Genomic DNA, 15,955 nt, shown 5'->3' with positions numbered 1-15,955 from the left:
TCGTCCTCTTCACGGCATCGCGCCCTTGCTCATCGGCGTGGGCGGCGTGGCCACGTTCACCAGCGGCTGCAGTCGCACCAGGCCCAGCGCGATCGCGAGCCCGGCCAGCACCAGCGCACCGACGAACAGCGCGACGCCGTCCCAGCCGTGCGCGGCGTAGAACAGCCCGCCGCTGGCGCCGGCCACGCTGGAGCCCATGTAGTAGCAGAACAGGTACGTCGACGAGGCCTGCGCCTTCGCCGCGCCCGCGCGCCGGCCCACCCAGCTGCTGACGATGGAGTGGCCGCCGAAGAAGCCGAACGTGACCGCCACCACGCCCAGCATGATCAGCCACAGCGACGCGGCGAGCGTCAGCAGCACGCCCGCCAGCATCAGCGCGAACGCGGTCCACAGCACCTTGCGCCGGCCCAGCTTGCCGGCGAGGTGGCCCATCCACGCCGAGCTGAAGGTGCCGATCAGGTAGATGCCGAAGATCAGCCCCACCGCGGCCTGGCTGAGCCTGTACGGCGGCGCCAGCAGGCGGTAGCCGAGGTAGTTGTAGACGGTGACGAACGCGCCGAGCAGCAGGAAGCCCTCCACGAACAGCCACGGCAGGCCGCGGTCGCGGAACATGCCGCCGAAGCGCGCGGCCAGCGCGCGCCAGGAGAGCGGCTGGCGCACGAAGTGCCGCGACGGCGGCAGCGCGCGCCAGAACGCCAGCGCGCTGGCCAGGCCGATCGCGCCCACCACGGCCACGCCCACGCGCCAGTCGAAGAAGTCGGTGAGCACGCCGGTGACGAGGCGCCCGCCCATGCCGCCCACCGCGCTGCCGCTGATGTAGAGCCCCATGCCCAGGCCGATCGATTCGGCGTGCATCTCTTCGCCGAGGTAGGTCATCGCCACCGCGGGCAGGCCGCTCAGCGTGAGCCCCAGCAGGGTGCGTACCGCGAGCAGCGAGCCCCAGTCCGGCATCGCCGCGCTGGCCAGCACCAGCACCGCCGAGGACAGCAGCGAGGCCACCATCACCGGCTTGCGTCCCCAGGCGTCGGACAAGCCGCCGGCGAACAGCATCGCGAACGCGAGCACGCCGGTGGTGAGCGACAGCGACATCGCCGCGCCCGCCTCGCTGACGCCGTAGTCGCGGCTGAACTCCGGCATCAGCGGCTGCACGCAATACAGCAGGCCGAACGTCGCCAGGCCCGCGGCGAACAGCGCGAGGTTGGTGCGCCGGAATTCGGGAGTGCCGTGGCGGATGTAGTCGCCGGCGTCGGGGGACGCGGCGACATGGCTTTTTGCATCCATCAAGGGTTGCGGCTTCGGCAGGCGGGGACGCGCGCAGGATAAACCCACCCGGTGCGGCAATCGATCACGCGGGGCGGCACCGCGCGGGACCGGAGTGCCAGTCAGGCGCGCGCCGCCTTGCGCGCGGAGAACGCCACGATCAGGCCGAACAGCAGCATGGCCAGCAGGTTCATGGCGATCAGCCACGGCGTGGCCGGCGCCCTGAACGGCGCGGCGGACAGCGGCACCACCACGTAGTTCATCACCACGTAGATCGCCACGCCGTAGGCCAGCCCAGCCAGCAACCAGCGGTTACGCAACCAGGCCATGCGCGTGGCGGCCGCCGCGAAGATCGCGGCGATCAGCAGCGACATCGCCCACTGCAGGCCCAGCCCCAGCCAGGCGGCAGGCGCACCGGCCTGGAACGAGGCCTTGCCCAATACGCCGCTGGCGATCGCGTGCAGGATCACGACGGGACTGAGGTGGTTGATCAGCGCCGCGGCGCCGATGTCGATGGTGCCGGCGACGAGGCCGCCGCTGAGTATGGCTCGACCGGTGGGGTTCATGCGCTACCGCCCTGGATGCGTGGATGGAGCGGACCGGCGCGAAGCGCCGGGTGAGCTCGCTGTGTACGCTGCGGCATCGGCGAAAGCCTGTGCCGGTCGTCACGGGCTTTCGCGGCTGGCATCGGCGCGGCGCTCAATGCACCGCGTCGAGCTCGATCAACCAGCCCTTGCCCGGTTCCACCGGAATCGCCTCGCCCGGCCTGAACGTGGCGGCGGGCTGGAAGCCTTCCACCGCGGGCGCCACCACCCGGACGCGCGAAGGATCCAGGCCGAGCGCCTTCCAGTCGACATGCAGCTGCACGTCGACCTTCCGCGGCGCCCACGAAGCGACGGACACCAGGGTCTTGTCGCCCTTGCGCACGTAGCTGGTGGCGAGCACGTCCGGGTTGCCGGTTTTCACCGGGGTGTCGTGCACCCACCAGCCGATCATGTCTGCCTGCCCGATGCCGAACGCGTCCCACAGCTGCCACAGGTGACGCGGGTCGCCGCCGGTCCACGGCAGGCGGTTGGTCATGCCGAACACCATGCCGCGCCAGGGGTTGCCGCCGTTCTGCAGCATCTCGCCCATCAGGCCGTAGGGGATGCCGGAGATCTCGGTGAGCCAGTACGCGGGCGAGGTGTGCTCGTAGTCGAACTCCTCGCCGAACCACAGCCGGTCGAGGTACGGGAACAGGCCCATGTAGAGCAGCGCGCTGTTGACGTAGCCGTCGCGCGCGTCGAACTGGCTGGCGGAATGCAGGTCGATCAGCGCATGCGGTCGGTGCGCGTCCAGCACCTTGCGCACGCGCTTCATGGTGGTGCGGTCGTAGGCCACGTCGTCGAGGTAGAGGCCGTCGATGCCGACATTGCGCGCCAGCCAGTCCAGCCCTTCGATGTAATAGTTGTGCCAGCGGCTCTGGCCGGCGTCGACCACGGCCGCGTCGCGGTTCTCCGGCACGTGCCAGGCGGCGATGTAGTCGCCGTCCAGATGCTCCTGCAGCCACGAGAAACCGCCGCCCTTGCCGGGGCTGATGACCTCGCTGCACGGGCCGGGCGCGGCCTTGCCGTCGCCGCCGATGCGGCAGCCGACGAGGCTTTCCAGCATCGGCAGCTCGGGCGCGCGGTCGGACAGCTCGCGGATGGTGTCGTAGATCTTCACCTCCATGCCGCGCGCGTGGGCCGCGTCGATGTACGCCTTCATCGCCGCAGGCGTGAGGAACGGGTAGTTGATCCACGGATTGATCGGCGTGGCGTGGTGGATGTTCACCACGTTCGCGCCCTCGGCCTTGATCTGGTCGAGGTCGGCGTATTTGTGGAAGTAGCGCTCGGCGAAGTGCTGCGGCGGGTCGATGGTCTTGAACGGCGTCACCCGCAGCACGAGGTCGTAGTGCAGCGTCTGCCCCGCCGCCATCGTGCGCGCGCCGCTGAACGCCTTGACCACGTAGCGCGCGCCGTCACGGGTGAGCGTGATGCCGCCCTGCCCCGCGTTGTCCCACGAGCTCGGCATCACCAGCGGTTGCTGGTGGTAGAAGTTGGTGTTGAGCGGGCGTCGGTAGTGCTCGTCGCGCAGGTGGAATTCCAGGCCCGCGTTGACCGCACCGATCCAGGCGCCGTCCTGGTTGTTCTGCACGTTCCACTTCCATGCGTAGCTGTCCGGCGCGGGCGCGCCGGTGCGGCCCAGGCCCAGTTCGTACTGCGCCACGTCGCCCTTGAGCGGGATCTCCAGGCGGATGTCGTTGAGCTTCACCGCCTGCATGGCGGTGAGCGCGATGGCGTAGCTGAGCGTGCCGTCCATCTCCAGGCTCGCCGTCACTTCGCCGCGCAGCGGGCCGGCCTGCCCGGCCACCTGCCAGTGCACCTTGCCGGGACCATCCACCGCGATCTTCGGCGTGCCGCCGGCGTTCATGGCATGCGCGCCGCCGGCGTCCTGCACCAGCAGGCGCATCGGTGCGGCGAGCAGCGCGCGCGGGGTTTTCGCGAAGCCGGTCATGCGTTCGTCGAAGCGGCTGTCGATCTGCGCCGGCAGGCCGCTGGGCGCCAGCGTCACCGTACGGCCCAGGATGCCGAGCCGGTGGCCGTGCACGGTCACCGCGGTGAACGGCTTCACCAGCGTGTCGTCCTGCGCCAGCGTGGAATTCAGCCAGCGCAGGCGGGTGAGCCTGTAGGGATCGTCGTCGCCGTGCGCCACGGCCTCGCCGGTGTCCACGGTGATCGCCAGCGGCACCTCGCGTGGCCGCGCGCCGTCCGCGCTGACCGTCAGCGTGCCGCGATAGATGCCGGGCCTGGCGTCGGCGGGAATGTCGAGGCCCATCCACAGCGGCTGCACGCGGCCTTGCGCCACGTCGAGACGATCGGTGAACGGCTTGCCCGCGTAGTCGATGCCGCCGAGGTTGAAGCAGGTGAACCGCGTCGCCGGGATCGTGGCGCCGCCCGGGCCATGCAGGTCGCCGAAGCGCACCTGCACGTCCCGCGCCGCGGCGCGCGCGGTCCACAGGCCGACCTGGAAGCTCAGGTATTCGCCGCGCAGCGCATGGTCGGCAAGATCACCGCCCGCGCCACGCCCAGCCCAGCGCCCGGGGATCTGGCTGAACATGCGGATCGGGTGTTCGCGCGTCTCCGGGAACAGCAGCCAGGGCCGATCCGGGTTCGCCGCCAGCAGGCGCTGCACTCCGGTCGGCGTGGCGGTGCGCTCCATGTCGGTGTAGGCGTCGAAGTCGTCCACCGCCTGGTAGCCGATCACGCGCGCCTGCGGCAGCTTCGCGGCGTGGCGCGGATCGTCGAGGCGGTTCCTCTTCACCCACGCGGCGTCGGCGCTGCCTGCCGGCGCGCGGTAGGTCACCGTGGGGTAGTTGCGCGAGCCCGTGCTGACATAGGGCTGGTAGTAGATCGCGTAGGTGCCGGCCTGCTTCGCCTCGAACGCCAGCATGCCTTCGGCCTGGTCGATGCGCTCGCGCAGCACGTTGCCCACCGCCTTTCCGTCCGGGCCGACGACGAGGGTGGCCACGTCCTCGGGATGGCGGTCGCGCCGATGCCAGGGAATCGTTACCTGCACCGCCGGAGCGGGCTTGGCCACCTCCACCGTGTAACGGTGGTTGCCATACTGGTCGGCGTTCCAGCGCAGTTGCACACCATCTTCGAGCGTCTGCGGCCGCGCCAGGGCGGCGCCGGCCGCAGACAGCGCGCACGCCAGCAGGCAGACGGTGGGTAACTTGCTCATGGCGGCCCCCGATGGATGATCGACGTGGATATGTAACCCGTCGGCGATCTTTTCGCAAGAAAACGATTCAATACGCAATCATTCGAAGCATCATCAGGCACTGCGATCGCTGCGCAAGGCGCGCACGGCCTCCTCGTCGCCGGCCGCCTCGCGGCCGCTGACCCAGCCGAACAGCGCGATGCCGACGACGATCGCCAGCGCACCGAGCAGGGCCCAGCCGCGCGGCCACGCCTCGCCCAGCAGGGCCGCACCGAGCACGGTGGTGAACAGCAGCTCGGCCGCCTGCATCGCCTCCACCGCGGCCAGCGCGGTGGGCTGCGTGCGCACGCGGTCGGTGGCCGCGAAGAACAGCACGGTGGCGATCACGCCGGAGGACAGCGCGACCCCGCCGGCCAGCCACGCCTCGCGCCAGCCCGGCGGCCCCACCGTGGCCCATGCGAGCGCGGCGATCAGCAGCCACAGCGGCCAGCTGCACAGCGTCATGCCGAACACGCGCTGCAAGGCATTCACCCGCTGCGCGCTGGTCTCCAGGTGCAGCAACAGCATGCGGTTGCCGAGCGGGTAGGCGAACGCGGCCAGCACCACCGCGCCCGCCGCCAGCCAGTCGCCGGCGCCCAGCCGGCCGTGCGCGTGGCCCCATTGCAGCGCGAACACGCCCGCCACGATCAGCGTGCCGATCGCCAGCGTGGGCCACGCCAGCCGCCGGCGCGCATCGCGGTAGATCAACGGCGCCAGCAGCGGCCCGGCCAGCACCGTGGTCTGGAAACTGCCCGCCACCAGCCACGCCGGCCCGCTGCCCGCGGCCCAGGTCAGCGGCACGCCGAACAGCACGAAGCCCACGCTGCTCCAGGTCAGCCAGGCGCGCGGATGCATGCGCAGTTCGCGCGGCAGCTCGCCCAGGCCACCCTGCCACGGCAGCGCCAGTGCCAGCAGCGGCAAGGTGATGAGGTAGCGCAGGATCACCGCCCACGCCCAATGCCCGCCGCCGCTCACCAGGCTGCGGTTGAGCACATAGGTCATCGTGAAGAACAGCGCCGCGCACAGCGCCAGTCCCACGGCGGCGAGAGCGTTGCGGCGCATCGGCGGTTCGTCGGCAAAGCGCGAGTGTGGCAAATCGCAGGCGCTTTGCGTAGCGGCCCGGATCGATGCGCGCTCGTCCGTGGCCGCGGACGTCCGACGGCGGGCATCGCCGGCGACGCTTTTCAGCTGGCCGCCAGCGGCAACCGCAGCCGCACTTCCAGCCCGCCGCCCCCGGCATTGCGCGCAAGTATCTCGCCGCCGTGCGCCTTGGCCACGCGCTGCGCGATGGCGAGGCCGAGGCCGTGGCCTTCGGCGCGCGAGGCGTTGCTGCCGCGAAAGAACGGCCGGAACAGCGACGGCAGTTCGGCGTCGGGGACGCCGGGGCCATGGTCGCGCACCACGCATTCGGCCTGTCCGCCGGCGGCATGCACCGCGACTTCCACGCTGCCCCCCTCGGGGCTGTACTTGATCGCGTTGGAGATCAGGTTGCCCAGCGCGCGCTCAAGCAGCACGGGCGTACCGACCACCTCGACCGGCGCGCCCGCGGCCAGCCATTGCAGGCGGATGTGGCGCGCGTCCGCTTCCAGCGACGCCTGGCGCAGGCCGTCGCGCGCGAGTTCGGCGAGATCCAGCCGCTCGCGCTCCATGCCGGGCAAGCCGCCCTCCATGCGCGACAAGGCCAGCATGTCGCCGGTCATGCGGTCGAGCCTGACGATCTCCCGCTCGGCCTGGCGGAAGTAGGGCTCCGCTTCCGCGGCGCTCGCGCTGCGTTGCGCGAGGTCAAGGATCAGGTGCAGGCGCGCCAGCGGCGAGCGCAGTTCGTGCGACAGGTCCTGCAGCACGCCGCGGTCGTGCGCCACCAGCGCCTCGATGCGCTCGGCCATGGCGTTGAAATCGCCGGCCAGCTGCACCAGTTCGTCGCGCGTGGCGCCACCGGGGCGATCCACCCGCGCCGACAGCTCGCCCGCCGCCATGCGCCGCGTCGCCTCGCGCAGCGCCTGCACCGGCTTCGCCACGCTGCGCGCCACCCGCCAGCCCACCAGGCCGATGAACAGCAGCGACAAGGCCAGTTGCACGCCGAGCAGGATCTTCTCGCGCGTCTGCGGCCGCAGCCGGGTATGCGAACGGCTCATCGCCACCAGCTGGCGCAGCTGGCCGTCGGCGCCGGTGACGGGCTGCACCGCCACGTACACGTAGAGGCCGCGCCACGGCCGCAGCACCAGGCCGCGGTCGGCAGCCAGCATGGGCGGCAGTTCGTCCCACACCGACGGCGGCAGGCGGATCGGCGCCAGCGGACGGCCGTTCTCGAACAGCGTGGCCTCGATGCCCTCGTGGCGCTGCCGCGCGGACCACTGCGCCAGCGCCGGCGCACCGCCCTGCCGATAGGCCTGGTCAGCCGCCTGCGCCAGCGCGCTCCAGTCGATCTCCACCTCGGTGGTGTACTCGATGAAGCGCCGGGTGAGGAAGCCGCCCAGCACCAGCACCAGCAGGTTCACCGCGCAGAACCACAGCAGCACGCGCCAGTACAGCGAGCTCTTGAACGGATTCACGGCGCGCCCGCCACCATCACGTAGCCGGCGCCGCGCACCGCGTCGATGCGCGGCGCCTGCGCCGACGCTTCCGCCAGCTTGTGGCGCAGGCGGCTCACGTGCACGTCGATGCTGCGGTCGTAGCGCTCCAGCTCGCGCCCCAGCGCGAGGCGGGTGAGCGCCGCCTTGTCCACCAGTTCGCCCGCACGCTGCGCCAGCGCCAGCAGCAGCTGGAATTCGGCACCGGTGAGCGACAGCTCCCGGTCCTCGACCAGGGCGCGGCGCTCGCCGGGCAGCAGGCGCAGCACGCCGAGCCGCAGCTCGCCGGCACCGGTGCCCGGGGTATTGCGCCGCAACTGCGCGCGGATGCGCGCGAGCAGCTCGCGCGGCAGGCAGGGTTTCGCAAGGTAGTCGTCCGCCCCCAGCTCCAGCCCCACCACCCGGTCCACCGGCTCGCCGCGCGCGGACAGCATGATCACCGGCAGGCGGTGTTTCATGCGCAGCTCGCGCAGCGTCTGCAGGCCGTCGCGGCCCGGCATCATCACGTCGAGGATCAGCAGATCGGGCCGCCTCGCCGCGTCGTGCAGCCGTGCCAGCGCTTCCTCGCCGTCGTGCGCGACGTCCACGGCAAAGCCTTCGCGCCGCAGGTACTCGGCCAGCAGCTCGCACAGTGCGCGATCGTCGTCGGCGATGAGGATTCTTGGCATGGCGGCTCGCGGATTCGGCGGCCCATTCAAACCGGGCCGCGGCATGGACGCCCAGGCACTTTACCCATCTTTACGCATGCGCAAAGAACGTACACACGCACCTGTCGTCCAATGGACACACCTTCCACTCCCCACGACAAGAGGCGACAACCATGCGCAAGAATCTTTTCCTCGGCCTGGCCCTGGGCACGGCACTGGCGACCGGCAGCTTCGCCGTTGCCGCGCAAGGCGTTCCCGGCCCGCACGCCCCCGGCGGCTGGGGCCACCATGGCGCCCGCCACGGCATGATGGAGCTGGGCAAGCTCAACCTGAGCGACGCGCAGCAGGCCAGCATCAAGCAGATCATGAAGAGCAGCTTCGAGCAGAACAAGAGCCAGTTCCAGGCCGTGCGCCAGCAGCGGCAGGCGTTCGAGGCGATGAAGCCCACCGACCCCGGCTACCAGGCCGCCACCACCGCGCTGGCCCAGGCCGAAGGCGCCGCAGCGACGGCGCGGGTGCAGCAGATGGCCAATGTCCGCGCGCAGATCTACAACGTGCTGACCCCGGCGCAGCAGTCGCAGCTGGCCTCGATGAAGGCGCAGCGGCAGGCCCGCCACCAGCAGTGGCAGGAGTTCAAGGCCCAGCACCCGGTCGGCAACGGCTCGCCGGACGGCCAGTAAGCCGCGCCCGCGCAGCCCTCCTCCCGCTGCGCAGCGGAGAATCGCGCCGGTTGCTGCCGGCGCGGTTTTTTTTCATGGGCCCGGGGCAGCCACGCGATGCCTGCCGACGGCCTCAGGTCGGATACATGCCGCCGTTGGGACTGACGGTCTGGCCGGTGAGATAGCCGTTGCGCGCAAGCATCGCCACCACGTCGGCCACCTCCTCGGCGGTGCCGAAGCGTCCCACCGGGATGCGCGCGGCGGTGGCGCCGAGCCCGTCGCCCATGTCGGTGGCGATCAGCCCCGGCGCCACCGCGTTGACGGTGATGCCCTCGCCCGCCAGCCGCGATGCGTAGAAATGCGTGAGCCCGAGGATGCCGGCCTTGGACGCCGCGTAATGCGGCCCAACGATGCCGCCCACCTGCGCCGCGGTGGACGACAGGTTGACGATGCGCCCCCAGCCGCCGGCGCGCATGGCCGGCAGCACGGCCTGCGTCACCAGGAATACCGACTTGAGGTTCGCGGCGATCACCGCGTCCCAGTCGTCTTCGGTCGCCTGCTCGATCGACTGGAGGCGCGCGATGCCCGCGTTGTTGACCAGGATCGCGACGTCACCGAGCTGCCGCCGCGTCTCGGCCACCAGTCGCGCCACATCCGCCGCCAGCGACACGTCGGCCTGCACCGCGACGGCGCGGCCGCCCTCGGCGGCGATCGCGGCGCACGCCTCCGCAGCCGCCTGCGCGTTCTGCACGTAGTTCACCGCCACGCGGGCGCCCTGGCGCGCCAGTGCGATCGCCACCGCACGGCCGATGCCGCGCGAGGCGCCGGTGACCAGGGCCACGCGCCCGTCGAGCGGGCGTTCGATCGATGTCGTGCTCATGCCGCGTCTCCCACGTCGATCACCGCCGCCCCTCGAGCGGCGTGCCGCTTCAGCCAGCGACGTATCTCGGCCAGCACCGCATCCGGCGCCTCCATGTTCGCGTGATGGCCCGCGCCCTGCACCACCACTAGCTGCGCGTGGCGGAGACCCTCGGCGATCTGCGCGGACAGCTCCTTCACCTCGGGCTGGTCCTCGCCGCCCACCATCAGCAGGGCCGGCGCGGCAATCCCGCCCAGGCGATCCAGCGCGCCGGGCTGCGGCGTGCGCTGGTCCTGCGCGGCAAAGCGCCAGTAGTTCGGCTCGCGGCGGAACTGCAGCGCCGTCATCGCCTCGGTGCGGCGGCGCACGTCGGCGTCGACGTCGCTTGCCGCACGGCGCGGCCCGTCGGTGAAGGCGCGCAGCGAGCTGTCGATCATGCCCGGCAGGTCGTAGGTGCCCAGCGCCTGGAGGAAGGCGCGCGCGGCCGGCGTGCGATCGGCGAACCGGCCCCAGTAGCCGGCGCCGACGAAGACCAGCGCGCTGACGCGGCCGGGATGCGCCAGCGCGAAATCCAGCGCGGTCGCCGCGCCGCCGGAACAGGCCAGCAAGGCCGTGCGTTCGACGCCGCAGGCGTCCAGCACCGCGGCAAGGTCCTCGTGATGCGCATACGCGCGGCCGGGCACGATCTCCGACTGGCCGAAGCCGCGCGCGTCGTAGCGCAGCACACGATGGTCGTGGGCCAGCGCGGCGAACTCGTGATCCCACTGCCGGCTGTCGACCAGGAAGCCGTGGAGCATGGTCACCGCTTCGCCACGGCCGGCCGTTTCGACGTGCAGGCGGGCGCCGTCCACCTGCACCGATGTTGTCGCGACTGTCATGGGTGTCTCCTCATGCACGATCAACGCGGGTTCGCCGTCACCAGCACCTGCGTGGCGCTGGTTTCGGAGGCGGTCACGCGCACCGGCGCAAGGTAGCCGTCCGGCTTGTCGCCGACCGCCGCGCCGCCGTGGAGGCGCTCCTGCTGCGCCTGCTCGAAGAAGCTGTAGGGGAACTGCTGCGGCAGCGCGGAGACCTCGTCCAGCCGGCGCAGCGCTTCGTCGGGCAGGGAGCGGTCCAGCGCGGCGAGGTTGTCCTCGAACTGCGCCATCGTGCGCGCGCCCAGGATCACCGAACCCACCGCGGGCCGGCGTACCGCCCACTGGATGGCCACCTGCGCCATCGACAGGCCGTGCTCGCGCGCCACCTGCTCCACCGCGCCGACGATCGCCCAGTTGCGCGGCGTGAACTTGTCCTGCAGCGATGCCAGCCCGCTGCCCTTCAGCGCCTGGATGCGGCCGTCGCCGGCGCCGTCATGGCCCGATTCGCTGGGCCTGTACTTGCCCGAAAGCAGGCCCATGCCCAGCGGACTCCACGCGGTGATGCCGTAGCCGAGCTCCTGCGCGAGCGGTGCGTATTCGCGCTCGATGTTGCGCTCCACCAGCGAATACTGCAGCTGCAGGTTCACCAGCGGCTGCAGGTGGTGCGCCAGCGCCAGGGTCTGGATCTGCGCGGCGTACCAGGCCGGCACGTCGGACAGGCCCGCGTAGCGGATCTTGCCCGCGCGCACCAGGTCGTCCAGCGTGCGCAGCACTTCCTCCGCCGGGGTGACGCGGTCCCAGGTGTGCAGCAGGTAGAGGTCGATGTAGTCGGTGCCCAGGCGGCGCAGCGAACCCTCCACTGCGCGCAGGATGTTCTTGCGGCCGTTGCCGCCGGCGTTGGGGTTGCCCGGCTCGGCGTTGTAGCTGAACTTGGTGGTCAGCACGACGCGGTCGCGGCTGCCGCTGTCGGCGATGAAGCGACCCAGCAGCGTTTCGCTCTGGCCTTCGGTGTAGAGATCGGCGGTGTCGACGAAGTTGCCGCCGGCAGCGAGGTAGCGGTCGAACATCGCACGCGCGGTGGCCTCGTCCGAACCCCAGCCCCAGCTTTCGCCGAAGGTCATCGTGCCCAGTGCGAGGCGGCTGACGCGCAGGCCGGAACGGCCGAGGGTGTAGTAGTCGAGCGACATGGCGGATCTCCGGTGGGTGAGTGGGACGGCGCCAGTCTGGGCGCGCTCATTGCTACGAAAAATAGCCAATCGCTTTATGCTTTATGAAGTTTCCCTAACCAATTGAGGGACAGCCCATGCGCGACGACTACGCCCTGCGCGCCTTCCGCGCCATCGCCGAGCACGGCAGCTTCACCCGCGCCGCGGCGGCGCTGGACGTCACCGCCTCGGCGCTGAGCCAGACCCTGCGCCGGCTGGAGGCGCAGCTCGGCACGCGCCTGCTCCATCGCACCACGCGCCGCGTGGGCCTCTCCGAGGCGGGCCACGAACTGCTGCGGCGGATCGCCCCGGCGCTGAAGGAACTGGATGCGGCGATGGACGCGCTGCGCCAGCACGGTGACCGCCCCGCCGGCCTGCTGCGCCTCACCGTGCCGGACGTGGTGGCCATCGCCCTGCTCGATCCGCTGCTGGGCGAATTCATGGCGCGCTGGCCGGCCGTGAAGCTGGACATCCACGTGGACAATGGCCTCAGCGACCTGATCGCCGAGGGCTTCGATGCCGGCATCCGCCTCGGCGAGCGCCTGCAGCGCGACATGGTAGCGGTGCCGGTGAGCGGTCCGCTGCGCTCGGTGGTGGTGGGCTCGCCCGCCTACTTCGCGCACCACGGCCGCCCCAGTCAGCCGCGCGAACTGGAAGCGCACGACTGCATCAACTTCCGCCAGGCCAGCAGCCGTGCGCTGTACCGCTGGGAATTCGCGCACCGGAGCGGCCCGCGCAAGGGCCAGTGGTTCGAACTGCCGGTGGACGGCCGGCTCACCGTCAATCACGTCCCGCTGGCGGTGCGCGCCGCGGTCGAGGGCGCCGGACTGGCCTGCGTGCTGGAACCGTTCGCGCGCGAGGCGCTGGCCGATGGCCGGCTGGAAAGCGTGCTGGACGATTGGCTGCCGCCCTTCGACGGCTTCCACCTCTACTACCCCAGCCGCTTCCAGGTGCCGCCAAAGCTGCGCGTGTTCATCGATTTCCTGCGCGAGCGCCGGCAGGCGGCCGCAGCGGCGCAGCGCTCCGGCCGCACGGGACGCCAACGTCAGCGGTAACGCCAGTGGCCACCGACCCAGACGTGGCCGCCGGCCCAGTAGCCCGGCACCCACACGCGGGCGTGGCGCGGCGCCACCACCACGCAGCCGGTGAGCGCAACGCTGCCGCCGATCAACGCGGCGGCGATCAGGCAGGTGGACAGGAAACGACGCATGGCACGCTCCTCGTAGGGGATGTGCTGCGAGGAACGCGTGGCCTCGCGCCGCGATGACGACCGTCACGACATTTGCCGCGCGCAGTTCAGCGGGCCCTCATCTGCCGGGCCGCCGGCGCGCTCAGGTTCCTGCGGCACGCCCCGCCGCATGCGCGACGCGATGGATCAACCGCGCGGCGACGCGGGCGGTGACCTTGTCGCGATCGTGCGGCGGCGACAGCTCGGCCACGTCCAGCACCTTCAGCTTGCCGGTGGCGGCCACCGCGTCGAGCAGCGGCTCGACCACCTCCAGCGGCACGCCGCGGGCGCTGGGCGCGCTGACGCCGGGCGCCACCGCATGCGGCAGCGCGTCGAGGCAGATGGTCTGGTAGACCACGTCGACGTTCGCCAGCTTCGCCTGCAGCTGCGCGATCCGCGCGGGCAGGTCGAGCACGCCCAGCTCGTCGTCACGCACGTAGTGCACGCCGAGTGCGTCGGCGGTGTCGAACAGCATGCGCGTGTTCGCAGACAGGCTGATGCCGTACACCCAGTATTCCAGCGGCAGGCCACGCGCCACGGCATGTTCGATCGCCTGCAGGAACGGCGTGCCGGAGCTGCCGCGGTCCTGCCGGCGCAGGTCAAAGTGGGCATCGATGTTGACGATCGCCACGCGCGGACGCCGCTCGCCGAGGTGCTGAGCCAGGCCCTGGTACGTGGCGAACGCGATCTCGTGCCCGCCGCCGAGGCCCACCGGCAGGTGACCGGCATCGAGCAGCGCGGCGAGCTTTTCGGCGTAGCGCTGCTGCGCGCCCTCGAGGTCGCCGTCGACCACGTTCACCGTGCCGGCGTCGTACAGCGGCGTCTCGTCGAGTACCGGCAGGTTGGACAGCATCGCGCGCAGCGCGGCGGGGCCCTCGGCCGCACCGACGCGGCCGCCGTTGCGGCGCACGCCCTCGTCGCTGGCGAAGCCAAGCACGGCCACGCCGGGCGCACTGCCGGCCACCGGCTCGCGCACCCACTGGTGCCAGCGCCGGGTGGCAGGGCCTTCCGGCAGATCGACGCGGCCGCTCCAGCCGCTTGCCGCGGCGCTCATGGGCACACCTGCCGCAGGCGTCGAACACGCTGATTCATGAATGGCTCCCGTGGGTGATGCACGCATTGTAGTCGTCGCGCTCGCATTCGCTTCACCCGCGCCACCGCAGCATGCGCGCATGGCGAAGAGAACCGGCGAACGCACCCCGAAGCTGCGCCTGCGGCTGGCCGCGCCTGACGACGTCCCGGCGCTGGTCGAACTCACCGCCCGCGTCTACACGCCGGAAAACGGCTACTCGGCGGAAATGCTGCGCTCCCAGCAGACGCATTTCCCGCAGGGCCAGTTCGTGGTGGAGTACGAGGGCAAGGTGGTGGGCTACTGCGCCACCTTCCGCATCGACGAGGCGGCCGCGCTGGCGCCGCACACCTGGATCCAGATCACCGCCGGCGGCATGGCGTCCCGGCACAAGCCGGACGGCGACTGGCTGTACGGCATCGAGGTGGTGGTGCACCCCGACTATCGCCGCATGCGCATCGGCCAGCGCTTGTACCAGGCGCGCAAGCGGCTGTGCATGGACCTGAAGCTGCGCGGCATCGTGTTCGGCGGGCGCATCCCGGGACTGGCGCGCAACATCCAGCGCTACGGCAGCGCCGAGGCCTACGTGCAGGCGGTGCAGGAAGGCCACCGCCGCGACCTCACGCTGAGCTTCCAGCTCGCCAACGATTTCGAAGTGGTTGGCCTGCTGCGCAACTACGTGCCTTCGGACCACGAGTCGCTGGGCTACGCGGTGCACCTGGTGTGGCGCAACCCTCTGTTGCTCGACCAGCCGGACATCCCCTCGACCCCCTCGCCGCGCCTGCTGCCCACCACCGTGCGCGTGGCCTCGGTGCAGTACCAGCAGCGGCGCATCGCCTCGTTCGACGAGTTCGCCACCCAGGTCGAGTACTTCACCGACATCGCGGCGGACTACAACGCGGACTTCGTGGTGTTTCCCGAAATGATCACGCTGCAGCTGCTGTCGATCGAGAACACCGAACTGCCGCCCACCGAGACGATCCGCAAGCTCAGCGAGTACACGCCGCAGGTGAAGGAGCTGTTCGGTCGGCTGGCGGTGCACTACAACATCAACATCGTCGCCGGCACCCATCCCACCCGGCAGCCCAACGGCGACATTCACAACGTCTGCTATGTGTGCCTGCGCGACGGCTCGATCCACGAGCGCGAGAAGCTGCACCCCACGCCCAGCGAGCGCATCACCTGGAACATCACCGGCGGCGACAGCGCCGCCACGGTGCCGACCGACTGCGGCCCGGTCGGCGTGATGATCTGCTACGACAGCGAATTCCCCGAAGTGGCGCGGCACCTGGTGGACCAGGGTGCGCTGATCCTGTTCGTGCCGTTCTGCACCGACGTGCGCGAGGGCTACCTGCGCGTGCGCTACTGCGCGCAGGCCCGCGCGGTGGAGAACCAGTGCTACGTGGTGCTGTCGGGCAACGTGGGCAACCTGCCCGGCGTCAACAACTTCGACATCCAGTACGGCCAGAGCTGCATCCTCACCCCCAGCGACTTCCCGTTCGCGCGCGACGGCATCGCCGCCGATTCCACCCCGAACAGCGAGACCGTGCTGTTCGCCGACCTGCATCTGGAAAGCCTGGCCAGCGCGCGCAACGCCGGCGCCGTGCAGAACCTCAAGGACCGCCGCTTCGACCTGTACGAGACACGCTGGCTGCCGCGGGCGCGCGGGCCGCGCGGCCGCGCCGCCTTATGCAAAAAAAGCCCGAGGCCCCCACCCGCCCCGTCGAAGAAAAAACCCCACACCCCCCCGGGGGCCGGGGGGGGGCCCGCGTGGGTTTGGCCCCCCCCCGGGGACACGGGCCCGGGGGGGGGGGGCGGGGC

The 15,955-nt window shown here is 71.1% G+C and carries 13 protein-coding genes and 1 pseudogene; 3 read left to right on the top strand and 11 right to left on the bottom strand.

The window, feature by feature from the left end; genetic code table 11:
* Window positions 1-9: 9 nt before the first annotated feature.
* The 6 genes from ACQGNW_RS00575 to ACQGNW_RS00550 form a co-directional block, all read right to left on the bottom strand.
* Entirely contained in the window at window positions 10-1,281 is a 1,272-nt protein-coding gene (locus ACQGNW_RS00575) for an MFS transporter (RefSeq protein WP_426661120.1), read from the bottom strand.
* Between the two features lie 101 nt (window positions 1,282-1,382).
* On the bottom strand, window positions 1,383-1,826 hold the full coding sequence (locus ACQGNW_RS00570) for a hypothetical protein (protein WP_426661119.1): 444 nt from the start codon (window positions 1,824-1,826) through the stop codon (window positions 1,383-1,385).
* 133 nt (window positions 1,827-1,959) lie between these two features.
* Window positions 1,960-5,022, bottom strand: coding sequence for a glycoside hydrolase domain-containing protein (locus ACQGNW_RS00565; RefSeq protein WP_426661118.1), 3,063 nt, complete (start codon window positions 5,020-5,022; stop codon window positions 1,960-1,962).
* A gap of 93 nt (window positions 5,023-5,115) precedes the next feature.
* A complete protein-coding gene (locus ACQGNW_RS00560; protein ID WP_426661117.1) occupies window positions 5,116-6,102 on the bottom strand; it encodes a multidrug resistance efflux transporter family protein in 987 nt (328 codons plus the stop codon).
* 122 nt (window positions 6,103-6,224) lie between these two features.
* Window positions 6,225-7,592, bottom strand: a complete 1,368-nt coding sequence (locus ACQGNW_RS00555) for a HAMP domain-containing sensor histidine kinase (RefSeq protein WP_426661116.1) — start codon at window positions 7,590-7,592, stop codon at window positions 6,225-6,227.
* Window positions 7,589-8,278: a response regulator gene (locus ACQGNW_RS00550; protein WP_426661115.1), complete on the bottom strand. Its 690-nt coding sequence runs from the start codon at window positions 8,276-8,278 to the stop codon at window positions 7,589-7,591. The genes ACQGNW_RS00555 and ACQGNW_RS00550 overlap by 4 nt, the downstream gene beginning before the upstream one ends.
* A 152-nt stretch (window positions 8,279-8,430) precedes the next feature.
* Here ACQGNW_RS00550 and ACQGNW_RS00545 point away from each other — a divergent pair, with 152 nt between their 5' ends.
* On the top strand, window positions 8,431-8,937 hold the full coding sequence (locus ACQGNW_RS00545; protein WP_426661114.1) for a Spy/CpxP family protein refolding chaperone: 507 nt from the start codon (window positions 8,431-8,433) through the stop codon (window positions 8,935-8,937).
* 112 nt (window positions 8,938-9,049) lie between these two features.
* Here the strand turns inward: ACQGNW_RS00545 and ACQGNW_RS00540 are convergent, their stop codons facing one another.
* Genes ACQGNW_RS00540 through ACQGNW_RS00530 form a run of 3 tightly spaced genes read right to left on the bottom strand, consistent with a single transcriptional unit; the run spans window position 9,050 to window position 11,819 of the window.
* Window positions 9,050-9,796 carry a 3-oxoacyl-ACP reductase family protein gene (locus ACQGNW_RS00540; RefSeq protein WP_426661113.1) on the bottom strand — a complete coding sequence of 249 codons (747 nt, stop codon included), beginning with the start codon at window positions 9,794-9,796 and terminating at the stop codon, window positions 9,050-9,052.
* Entirely contained in the window at window positions 9,793-10,653 is an 861-nt protein-coding gene (locus ACQGNW_RS00535) for an alpha/beta fold hydrolase (protein ID WP_426661112.1), read from the bottom strand. The genes ACQGNW_RS00540 and ACQGNW_RS00535 overlap by 4 nt, the downstream gene beginning before the upstream one ends.
* 20 nt (window positions 10,654-10,673) lie before the next feature.
* Entirely contained in the window at window positions 10,674-11,819 is a 1,146-nt protein-coding gene (locus ACQGNW_RS00530) for an aldo/keto reductase (protein ID WP_426661111.1), read from the bottom strand.
* A gap of 116 nt (window positions 11,820-11,935) precedes the next feature.
* Here ACQGNW_RS00530 and ACQGNW_RS00525 point away from each other — a divergent pair, with 116 nt between their 5' ends.
* Complete coding sequence (locus tag ACQGNW_RS00525) at window positions 11,936-12,892, top strand: LysR family transcriptional regulator (protein WP_426661110.1); 957 nt, start codon at window positions 11,936-11,938, stop codon at window positions 12,890-12,892.
* Here ACQGNW_RS00525 and ACQGNW_RS00520 read toward each other — a convergent pair.
* Window positions 12,883-13,047, bottom strand: coding sequence for a hypothetical protein (locus ACQGNW_RS00520; protein WP_426661109.1), 165 nt, complete (start codon window positions 13,045-13,047; stop codon window positions 12,883-12,885). The two genes, ACQGNW_RS00525 and ACQGNW_RS00520, sit on opposite strands and share 10 nt — an antisense overlap.
* 121 nt (window positions 13,048-13,168) lie before the next feature.
* Window positions 13,169-14,119, bottom strand: coding sequence for a formimidoylglutamase (gene hutG, locus ACQGNW_RS00515; RefSeq protein ID WP_426661108.1), 951 nt, complete (start codon window positions 14,117-14,119; stop codon window positions 13,169-13,171).
* Between the two features lie 118 nt (window positions 14,120-14,237).
* On the opposite strand from hutG, the pseudogene ACQGNW_RS00510 reads away from it, so the two are divergent.
* Window positions 14,238-15,794 (top strand): annotated as a pseudogene (locus tag ACQGNW_RS00510) (GNAT family N-acetyltransferase); the annotation flags it as partial.
* Window positions 15,795-15,955 lie beyond the last annotated feature (161 nt).

The organism is Rhodanobacter aciditrophus (assembly GCF_050026795.1).
GTDB lineage: Bacteria > Pseudomonadota > Gammaproteobacteria > Xanthomonadales > Rhodanobacteraceae > Rhodanobacter_A.
Note: the sequence above shows the minus strand (reverse complement) of the source record. Positions and strands in the feature narration are given on the sequence as shown.